The 10,039-nt window shown below is 47.8% G+C and carries 9 protein-coding genes; 2 read left to right on the top strand and 7 right to left on the bottom strand.

Annotation, left to right across the window (positions count from 1 at the left end; all coding sequences use genetic code 11):
- Window positions 1-41: 41 nt before the first annotated feature.
- The 6 genes from DW922_RS12965 to DW922_RS12940 form a co-directional block, all read right to left on the bottom strand.
- On the bottom strand, window positions 42-869 hold the full coding sequence (locus DW922_RS12965) for a metal ABC transporter permease (RefSeq protein ID WP_118718548.1): 828 nt from the start codon (window positions 867-869) through the stop codon (window positions 42-44).
- Complete coding sequence (locus tag DW922_RS12960) at window positions 866-1,576, bottom strand: metal ABC transporter ATP-binding protein (protein ID WP_118726795.1); 711 nt, start codon at window positions 1,574-1,576, stop codon at window positions 866-868. The genes DW922_RS12965 and DW922_RS12960 overlap by 4 nt, the downstream gene beginning before the upstream one ends.
- Window positions 1,576-2,769, bottom strand: coding sequence for a metal ABC transporter substrate-binding protein (locus tag DW922_RS12955; RefSeq protein WP_243032218.1), 1,194 nt, complete (start codon window positions 2,767-2,769; stop codon window positions 1,576-1,578). Before DW922_RS12955 ends, DW922_RS12960 begins: the two co-directional genes overlap by 1 nt.
- A gap of 167 nt (window positions 2,770-2,936) precedes the next feature.
- Entirely contained in the window at window positions 2,937-4,940 is a 2,004-nt protein-coding gene (locus tag DW922_RS12950) for a hypothetical protein (protein WP_118726794.1), read from the bottom strand.
- Window positions 4,941-5,272: 332 nt separating this feature from the next.
- Window positions 5,273-5,698, bottom strand: a complete 426-nt coding sequence (locus tag DW922_RS12945) for a flavodoxin (protein ID WP_118718573.1) — start codon at window positions 5,696-5,698, stop codon at window positions 5,273-5,275.
- A 222-nt stretch (window positions 5,699-5,920) separates the two neighbouring features.
- On the bottom strand, window positions 5,921-6,511 hold the full coding sequence (locus DW922_RS12940; protein WP_118718551.1) for a DUF3793 family protein: 591 nt from the start codon (window positions 6,509-6,511) through the stop codon (window positions 5,921-5,923).
- A 256-nt stretch (window positions 6,512-6,767) separates the two neighbouring features.
- Between DW922_RS12940 and DW922_RS12935 the strand changes: the two genes are divergently transcribed.
- Entirely contained in the window at window positions 6,768-7,676 is a 909-nt protein-coding gene (locus tag DW922_RS12935) for a MerR family transcriptional regulator (RefSeq protein ID WP_118726793.1), read from the top strand.
- Between the two features lie 199 nt (window positions 7,677-7,875).
- Here DW922_RS12935 and DW922_RS12930 read toward each other — a convergent pair whose 3' ends face one another.
- The gene (locus DW922_RS12930; RefSeq protein WP_118726792.1) at window positions 7,876-9,324 is read right to left on the bottom strand and encodes a cell wall-binding protein; all 1,449 of its coding nucleotides are present in this window, start codon (window positions 9,322-9,324) and stop codon (window positions 7,876-7,878) included.
- Between the two features lie 224 nt (window positions 9,325-9,548).
- On the opposite strand from DW922_RS12930, the gene DW922_RS12925 reads away from it, so the two are divergent.
- Window positions 9,549-9,977: a DUF5684 domain-containing protein gene (locus DW922_RS12925; RefSeq protein ID WP_243032217.1), complete on the top strand. Its 429-nt coding sequence runs from the start codon at window positions 9,549-9,551 to the stop codon at window positions 9,975-9,977.
- Window positions 9,978-10,039 lie beyond the last annotated feature (62 nt).

The raw sequence follows: 10,039 nt of genomic DNA, 5'->3' as shown, positions 1-10,039 counted from the left end.
CTTTCGGCAACTCACACGGCCCTTGTCATATACTTAAATTGTTATTTTTTTGTGATGCGCATGAGTACGTTCTGCGCGATCGTGAACAGCACAAATGCGGCCAGGTTTACCATGACGACACTGGCTCCTGCCGGGGTGGAAAATCCATAGGAAAAAATAATTCCAAGGAGGAAGCACACCACGGCCAGAACCCCAGAGCAGATAACAACACCGCGGAAGCTTTTGAAGATCCGCATGGAGGTCAGTGCCGGGAAAATGATCAGGCTGGAGATAAGCATGGCACCCATCATCCGCATGCCGAGTACAATGGTGACTGCCGTTAAAACAGCAATCAGAACATTGTATAATTCTACCCGCACGCCGGTTGCTTTTGCAAAGTTTTCATCGAAGGTTACTGCAAACAGCTTGTTGTAGCATAATACAAACAGGCACAGCACAATGATGGAAAGTACTGCACTTAATATCACATCCTCACGGCTCATGGCAAGAATACTTCCGAACATATAGCTGCTGACATCGGTTGTCATGCCAGTTGTCAGAGAAGTGACTATAATACCAAGGGCAAGGGAACTTGCAGAGATCATGGCAATGGCTGCGTCACTCTTCACTTTTCCGTTTTCAGTGATGCGGAGCAGGAAAAAAGCTGCCAGTACAACAAGCGGGATCGATACCTTAAGCGGGGACCAGCCCACGGCAATGGCGATGGATAACGCGCCAAAAGAAACGTGGGATAAGCCGTCTCCGATCATGGAATAACGTTTTAGCACCAGACTGACACCAAGCAGGGCGGAGCAAAGCGAAACCAGGATTCCACCCACCAGGGCACGAACAACAAATGGGTAGGAAAGCATTTCAAAAATCATACTCATGCCTCTTCACCTCCCAGAAATTCTTTGCCAGCCACGCTTTTTTTGTACTCCTCCGCTGTTCCGCAAAATACAACCTTCCGGTGAAGATGCAGGATCTTGTTGGCCTGGCTGATGACATTGCCAATATCGTGAGATACCATGATGATGGTAATCCCATCTTCTTTATTCAGCTTCTTGACCAGATGATAAAAGTCCTGGATCGCAGATGGGTCAAGACCCGTGATCGGCTCGTCCAGGATCAGAAGCTGCTCTGTTGCACAGAGGGCACGTGCAATAAGGACGCGCTGCTGCTGTCCTCCGGAAAGCTCCCGGTAGCATTTGTTTTTCAGATGTTCAATGCCCAGACGTTCCAGATTGTGCGCCGCCAGTTTCCGCTCCGCCATGGAGTAAAACGGGCGGTTTCCTCTGCGGCTTAAGGTTCCGGACAATACCACTTCCTGTACAGTGGCCGGAAAATCCTTCTGGGCCGCGGTCTGCTGCGGAAGATAGCCAATCCCGCCACGTTTTAAATCATCTGCCACGGTAAGCGTACCGCCTGTAGGCTTTAAGAGACCCAGTATGCCCTTAATGAGCGTACTCTTTCCAGATCCGTTTTCTCCTACCACACAGAGATAATCCCCCGGGTAGATTTCCAGATTCAGATCAACGACTGCATCCTGGTTCTCATATCCAAAATCAGTATGTTCGCATTTGATAATCGGATTCATCAGTCAATTCCTTTTCTTAAATTTTCGATATTCTGGCGCATCAGTCCGGCATAGGTAATACCGGCATCAAACTGCGCCCGGGTAACATTGTGGCAGGAATGAAGAAGCAGTGGTTCTGCCCCGGTCTCTTCTCCAATGATCTCAGAGACCCGGTGACTGCTCAGTTCCAGGTAATATACAACCGGGATCTGCTCCTCTTTCACCTTATCAATCAGATAGGCGATGGTTTTCGCACTCGGCTCTGTGTCGGAGCTGCAGCCGGAAAATGCCGCCCGGTAATCCAGCTGGTATTCATCTGCCAGATAACGGAATGGGAATTTATCTCCCATCACGATCATGTTTCGTTTGCGGTTTCTGGAAACCTCACGGAAGCCTGCATCGATTTCTTCCAGTTCCTTTTTGTAATCTGCAGCCCCCTGCCGGAATACCTCTGCATGTGCCGGGTCTGCCTCTGCCAGTGTTTCTCCGATCACATCCACCAGCTTCATGGCATTTACCGGAGAAGTCCAGATGTGCTCGTCGTACTCAATCGCTTCTTCATGGCCATCGTGATCCACATAGTCGCTGTGATCATGATCATCAGCTTCCTGCGCATGGGCTGCGTGCTCCTCCGGTGTTTCACCACTGTGGTCGTGGTCATCAGCTTCCTGCGCATGGGCTGCATGCTCCTCCGGTGTCTCATGGCTGTGGTCGTGGTCATCAGCAGCTGCATGGGAATGCGCATGGTCATGGTCGTGCCCTGCATCTTCCATGCCTTCCACGATTTCCTCTTCCACGGTATCTACATAATCCATCATGGTAACAATGGTCATATTGGAGGTATCCAGGGCGCCCAAGGTATCCTCCAGCCAGTGTTCCATAGTCCCGCCGTTGCTGATCAGCACATCGGCATGCTGGATCGTCCGGATGTCGGCCGGGGTCGGCTCAAACGAATGACTGTCCATACCTGCCGGAATGACCATCTGAAGGTCCACCTGGTCACCAGCGATCTGCCGCACGAAATCGTAATATGGAAACAAGGTTACCGCTACTTTTAGTTTTCCGTTTTCTTCCGAAGATGCATCAAAGGCTCCCTGGCTCCCACCAGCCGGTCCGCATCCGCTAAGAAGCAGTGATGCCCCAAGGAACGCGGCCAGCAGACGCTTTCCTGTCATATAGCCTTTCCAAACTGTATTGTGTCTGTTTAATTTCATGTTCATTTCTTTCTGTTGCTGTCTCACCACTGCAGACAAACCTGCACAGTGATATGTCTCTGTAACATCAGACAGCTCCAGTCATCATGCACTGTGACTGAAGCTGTCTCATTTGGTTGCATAGTTAGTTTAAGTATACCACATTCTTTTTATTATGAAAAGAATCATTATTTACAGATTTTCTCGATCCATTGGACCAGTTCTCCGTCATAATCAGCATCGCCATGCGGCTGGTCCCATACCAGGGCATAATCTACATCGGCGCCGGTCTTATTCTCCAGACTCAGTGCCAGCACAGCCGAGATAGAAAGTGCAGTATCGGCATCCTGGGTTCCGACCCGGATCCGGATATGCTCTGCCGTGTCGGCATCCTCAGAACCAATATAATTTAACGGGTTCAAAAGTTGTTTGCGCTCTGCTAACGCCTTATCTCCGATCACTGCATCATAACCTTCTGCATACTTCGCATACTCATCCGGGAATTCTTCCTTTAAACTTTCCAGAACATCCGGCATATAGGAGTCGAAATGGAAATACTGGTGTGTCTCGTCACCGAATTCCAGATTCTCACCGGAATTCTCACTCATCTCCAGATTATCGAATGCCATGACTGTTTTCATTCTCGGATTGTAGTCAGCCAGGTAATCATCCAGGCTGGTGATTTTGGCCTGTTTGCCGTCCCAACTGAGGAAGCTGCTTAAATCGGTTCCTTTTTCTGTTACAACAGCGCGTCCTGTATCCTTGGTTTCTGTGCTGTCCGTTTCCGACTTTATTCTTCCTGCATTCTCTGTTTTCCCTGCATTTTCCGGTTTGCCAGTTTTCTTCTGTTTCTGTCCTTCGCCCAGCTTTCTTGCATTTTCTGGCTGACCGGTTGCCCCAGCTTTTTCTGCATCTGCCATCTGCCCTGCATCTCTGGTTTTTCCCGCATCTCCCGGCTGCCCTGCCCCTGCCTTTCCACCACGGCCCTGCTTTGTATAATTTCCCTTCAGATAGTCCTCCAGCGTATACGGAACGTTCAGAGAACCTTCTGAAATTTTTTCCAGATAGACCGTGGCTGCGTCTTCTACCTTCGCAACCATATAATTATAGAAGGAACCGCTGCGGCCATCTTCCCCTAAGTTCAATGCCTCGCCGCTTTCCGGATCTACCAATTTCAAACTATTGATGTAATCCACATAGCCAGATGACATCTGTGCCGAAACTGCCTTCTCAAAGTCAGTGGACTCGCCGTTTTCACCACTCCTGCTGTTGTTGTAGGTCTGAAGGTTCTGATACATCCACTCATATGCCTGGTCCGCATGATCCAGATCTGTGATCGGACAATAAGCCTGCGCAGCATAGACATCATCTGTCTGATCCATGGCCGCACCGATTTCCTTTAAATATGGGTCATAATCAGACACATTTCCGGTACTGCCAAGAAGTGCACTCATTGCTCCACCCGCACTGGTGCCGATGGAAATGATCTTGTTTGCATCACCGGCCATTTCCGCATCATTCGCTTTCAGGAAGCGGATTCCCGCCTTCAGGTCCACCAGACCCGCCGGGGATTTTCCGATATAGGTGCCATCTGCACTCTGGGTTTCCTTTCCACGGCTGGCAGGAGAAACAAAAATATATCCCTGCTTGATATAATTGCTGTTTCTGTCAGAAATCTTCGAAGCATCTGCCTCTGCATATCCGCCCACACCATTCTGGTAAATGATCGGAGCCGTCGCTGCTGTGTAGCCATTTACAGTTCCTTTTTCATTGATGGTCCCGCCCGCATTCATATAAGCAGCCGGTACATAAATGTTCATGCATTCCTTTATCGGATCTGCCGGGTTTTCGCAGTAGACAATGTATTCCAGACCGTAACAGCCGTATTCATCATAATAAACCCATTTATCCTGAAAATCCTTCAGGTCCAGACTCCCCTGCAAAAGCTGTGATACATCCGGGGTCTGGCTCATGGCCATACCTGCATAGAATGGCTTGCCATCTGCTCCAGCTTTTTCGTCTACGGCTCCCTGCATATCTGGATCTGTAGTATTCTGCTGATTTTCTTCTCCTGTTTCCACTTCGGATGCCACTGCACCGGCTTTCTGGCTGCTGCAGCCAGATACTCCCACCGCTGCAATCGCGGCCGCAAACAATAAGCTTCCCTGATAAAACCGTTTTTTTCGCTTCATATTAATTATACCCCTGTTCTATGGCTGTTCACAGTCACAGCCTTTTTCATGACGTTCATTTTATAAAGCGAATGTGATTGGAACATGGAAAATCTGTGTTCATTTTGTGAAATTGCATGCGTATCCTTGCAGAACGTTTTTGTTTCATAGGACGCAATTTCCTGCGAAACAAAAACGCCCCGCAATCCAGACGCGTGACTTGTTTCGTCAGTCATCTGGTATTTACGAGGTGTTCTGTCATTTATAACGATTGGTTGCTCTCACGATATTACAGTTTGTGCTGCCTGCTCAGCAAAGGATTTTTCCAATGCTGTACATCCTGATCGTTCAAATTATTTTGCCAGTGCTGCACCAAGTGCCTTGCATGCTGCTTCGTCATCGTCATTCGGAGTCAGGTTTGCGATCACACCCTCGCCATTTACTACGGTTGCGCCAGCTGCCTGCATGCGCTCTACCCATTTGCGCATCCACTCGCCATCGCCCCAGTCATAAGAACCAAAGAGGCCAACGGTCTTGCCGGAGCAGATTCCCTCTACTGCGGTTACAAAATCATCCATCTCTGCATCCAACTCCTCATCGCCCATAGCGGAAGCGCCCAGTGCGAAGCTGTCTGCATCCTTTAACATAGAAACATCTGCTGCGGATACTTCAACAACATTGGCCTTTCCACCTGCTTCTTCCACACCTGCGCCTACAGCCTCAGCCATAGCCTGTGTATTTCCGGTGCTGCTCCAGTAGATTACGTTTACTTCTTTCATGTTCGTTGTTCTCCTTTCTATTTCCGGCTGCATGGCATTTTCCATACAGTCTCCATCCACAGCGTAGAAACGTGTCGCTGTTTGCACAATGCATGGACAGTAACATTTTCATCTGCTGCAGGATCTGGCATATTGTCTCGAATTTCTGTTTTACAAGGAATTACGCTCTGTAAAGCAAAAATGCTCTGTGAAGATGTGCCATGACACCTTCTTTTTTCATGCTTAAGATACCGCCACGTGGGACAGTGTCCGCCCACACATGATTTCCCGAAGAGCCTGTTCCTTTACCCGGTCATACAGGTCAAAGATTTTTTCCGCCTCCTTCGGATTCTGGTATACCTTCCAGTAACGGGATGTCAGGCTGTTTTCTCCGCGGTTGATGATAAATCCTTTCACATCTCCCACCGGGTAGCCCAGCAAAACGCCCAACTCATGAGGGAATTCTTTCGCAGTTCCAGCATAGCGCTGATACCGCCTCCGGAGTCTCGCCAGCACAGAAGCCACGTCAAACCGGTCATATCCGCAGTTCTGCAAAAATTCCCGGACCTCCCGGCTCTTGAGATGCCGTTCCAGCTGCTCATAGCGGTAGAGAAATAAAACTTCTTTTTCCGCGTCCATGTAAAGCGGAATACAGATAATTCTGCTCTTTTTTAAGTACGCACGGATCTTACGCCATCCGCCCGGTTTCATGGTAATGAGATTGGAAATCTTCACACCCTTTAAAACCGGTGCGCATTGTGTCACAACCCGAAAGCCAAACTTTTCTTCCGATGTACAGTTATTCAGAAAATGAAGCATGGTCTCTGCTGACATGTGCCGTTCCTCCCTGTAAGATTTCTTTTCACCTGCGCATCAGTTACCTGTCGCTAACCAGATGTGAGTATGTTAGCATATGCTAACCATTAAGTCAATCCACTTTTTCGAGTAAAATTCTCATTAATGCTTTATTGAGAATTTGTTGTGATCTGGCCTGCATCTTTTGATTTATTTTTACGCATTTTTACGATTTTATTACATTGGTTGATTTTTCTTATTTCTCTTGCTACCATTTTGCAAGGAGGTCAATGACATGAATCAACGAAAATACCTGATCGGTGATGTGGCAAGCCTTATGGGCATGAGCCGCGACACCATCCGTCATTATGAAAAACGCGGACTGCTCACTGCCCAAAAAGCAGAAAACGGTTACCGCTACTATACAGAAACGGATCTTTCCAGGCTTCTCGGTATCCTTTACCAGAGAAAGATGGATATCGGCCTGAATGATCTTGCTGCACTCTGGAATGCGCAGGATTCTTCCGACTCCAATGAGCAGTTAAACCGGATCATCAGCCAGCGTCTGGCAGAAGAAGAGGCGGCAATCGAAGAACACAAACGCACGATTGCCCGCTTAAAGCTCACAAAAAACGATTGCGAGAACATGCAGAAATATGCAGACCAGATTTTTCTTTGCTCTATTCCGGATTCCTATCTGATTGAAACGGACCTGGCATTTCATGATGGTCTTGAACAATGGTTCCAATACGCAAAGGAATACAATGGGCTGGATACCATGTATCTGTTTGATGAATTTCAGCTTCAGACAACATCGCCGGAAATGCCTTTGGCAGATTCCCTGCATATCGCGGCTGGGAAAAACGCTCTGTCAGCTTCGCAGCCTGCAGCACAGAAGGATACCCTGTGTCTCGATTATCAGCGTTCCTCTCTTCTGCTTCATAAGGATATGGCAGAATACACTGATTATTCTGTCCCTACCGATATTCCCTGTACGGATCCGTCCAGACAATATCTGTCTGTATTCTATACTTCACAGGACCGCATTCCGCCAGTCCATGTAGTCCGGAATATGATCGCCTATGCACAGAAAAACGGCTTACATCATGGCTCACAGCTGTTTTCTACCTTTCTCATGCAGGGGATCCGCGGACAAAAGCAGTGCTATTATATGCAGTTGTATCTTGCTGTATCAGATTCCTGAGGAAAAAACATTTACACTTTGAAAGATATAGAATATATGCATTTAAAAAGGACGTGCCGCCTTCGACACGTCCTTTTTTGCAGAGAGTTTTTATTTTATGACTCTGTCACCTGACAGTCCGTCATTTGTTGCATTCATTATGTGATGGTTTTCATAGCTTTTATATCTGTTCTATTTTTCCGGTTCTGGAGTCCTCCTGTTAATTCGCACTATATTTCTCGGTTCCTTCATAGGTTACCATACCCTTACTGTCGGTGCAGTAGTAACGGTCATCGCCATCTTTGGCATTCTTCTTATTCTTCTGGATCTTGCCGCTGATATTTACCAGGTAAGTACCGTCCTTGGAAGAATCATCCGGGTCGTTCCAGTCTACTTTCTTAAGCTTCTCGTCCTTATCAGCCTCGATCCGTTTGCCCTTCTCATAGATCACGCCGTCCTCAATGCCATTGTAGCCCTGGCCGCGCTCATCTCCGGATTTGCGGAAGTTGTAGGTATGGCGCTCTCCGTCGATGTCCAGGGTTACGGTTCCGGTCTTCATTGCGCCATCCTTAGAGGTTCCGCCGAAGTAGTAAAGCTCCTCCGGATCACCTGCCTCCGGCAGATTGCTCTCACTCTCAACCTCTGTGCAGGTCAGGATATCGTTACCGGATACAGTCAGCTTATAAAGGCCTTCCAGCATCTTGCCATACTCATCAAACGCATAGTAGGATCCATTGATCTTTTTGATGCGGCTCTTGACTACATCACCATCTTTTTCTGCATAATACCAGCGCTCCTCGCCATCTGCGTAACCATCCGGGTCTGTGTTCTCACCAGGAACTGTCTTAAACCAGCCAACAGACAGCCAGCTGTCACTGACCGGGCTATAGAAGCTCGGGGTTGCCACAGATGCTGCATTGCTGGAGCTTGCATACCAGCTGAAGCGTGCATTACCATACTCCTCAAAGTAATACTTGCGCCCGTTGATGGTCTTTTTTGTATCTGCCGCCTTTTTACCGTTTGCATTGAAATAGAACCAGTACCAGTCCTGGAACTCATCGTTGGTCTGGTCATCATCCACTACATCCAGGCGCTCCCATTGGTGGCTTCTCATGGCCCCGTCATTCGCCGCCCCCAGATAATACACGCCTGTCTGCCATGCGTCATCCCCGGTCTGGCGCTCACCCTGCTCATCGATCCAGCCGTAAAGCATTTTCCCCTGCTCATCAAACGCATATTTTTTTGTTACTCCATCTGCCCGGACGATGCTCTTAAAATTCACTTTTCCGGAATCTTTTGCCTTATAGGCCTTTCCATCCGCGCCGAAATAATACCAGGCTGTATCTGAATCATCGTCGTCCTGCTTGTCTTCGTTTTCTAACTCCCGCCACTGGTTTTTGACCATGGCACCGCTTTCGTTGATATAGTAGTAATTGTCGTTATCCTCCACCAGCTGGTCTGTCGCCATATCCCCGTCTTCATCTAACCAGAAAAAGTCGTTTCCGGATTTTCTCCAGACAGATGTAACTGCCTCTCCATCCTTATCATAATAGCGCCAGGTTCCGTCTTCCTCCTGCCAGCCTGTCGCCGCAAAGGACAGCATACTCGTTCCCAGGGTCAGCGCTGCGGCTGCACACGGAATCAAAAGTGTTTTTGTGTGTTTTTTCATTGTATTTTCTCCTTTCGATGCTCTTGTCATCTGACAGTCCTGACTTTACACCATGGAACCATTCCAAGGTCAATGGAAGTAAACGAATCGTAAAAATCCGTAATTTTTCAGAAATATTTCTTGCTTTCTTGACTATTTTCTTAACACAATCTATACTGTCAGTATGTTACTGTTCACGCGTTGCGCAAACAACAGGACACAAAAGAGAAAGGAAGGTATACGTTATGAATAATTTTGCTGCTTTAATTCTCGCCAGCATTGGAACCATTGTCATTCTGGCTGTTGGCTGGTACGTTCTTCTGGCAATTGCTTACTGGAAAATTTTTGAAAAGGCCGGAGAACCGGGCTGGAAGGCTTTGATCCCATTTTACAACACCTACTCCCAGTACAAATTCACCTGGAACCCGAATATGTTCTGGATCGTACTGGTCTGCTCCTTACTTGGAGGAGTGCTCGGTTCCACAGAAGGTACTTTATCTTATGTTGGCACTCTGTTCACACTGGCTTCTGCCATCGTCAATATCATTGCTGCAAACAAGCTCTCAAAAGCGTTTGGACATGGCGTAGGATTCACGATCGGTTTATTTTTCTTAAACCCGATCTTTATGCTGATCCTTGCATTCAGCAGTGATGAATACATCGGGCCACAGTAAAATCTAATATAACAATTTAAGTATATGACAAGGGCCGTGTGAGTTGCTGAAAGGCAACTCAC

It is taken from the genome of Clostridium sp. AM42-4, assembly GCF_003480105.1.
Classification (GTDB): Bacteria; Bacillota; Clostridia; order Lachnospirales; family Lachnospiraceae; genus Brotaphodocola.
The sequence above is the reverse complement of the archived record's forward strand: the minus strand, read 5'-3'. Positions and strand labels throughout refer to the sequence as shown.